We start from the raw sequence: 244 nt of genomic DNA on the forward strand, positions 1-244 counted from the left end.
GTTTGGCCCGGGTGAATATGCGAGCCGAGGTTCAATTCTCGACTTGTTCCCAATGGGCAGCAAAGACCCGTATCGAATCGATTTTTTCGATGACGAGATCGACACCATTCGTACTTTCGATCCTGAAAATCAGCGCTCTATCGAAGACATCTCTGAGATCCGTTTGCTGCCAGCTCACGAGTTCCCAACCTCTGAAAGTGCTATTGAAGATTTCCGCATTCGCTGGCGCCAACAGTTTGATGCG

The 244-nt window shown here is 49.6% G+C and carries 1 protein-coding gene; it reads left to right on the forward strand.

The genetic code is table 11. The annotated features are described in order from the left end of the window. A partial coding sequence (locus AB4512_RS25460; protein WP_372176240.1) for a hypothetical protein occupies positions 1-244 on the forward strand: 244 nt, incomplete at both ends.

It is taken from the genome of Vibrio sp. 10N.222.52.B7 (assembly GCF_041474275.1).
Taxonomy (GTDB): domain Bacteria; phylum Pseudomonadota; class Gammaproteobacteria; order Enterobacterales; family Vibrionaceae; genus Vibrio; species Vibrio crassostreae_C.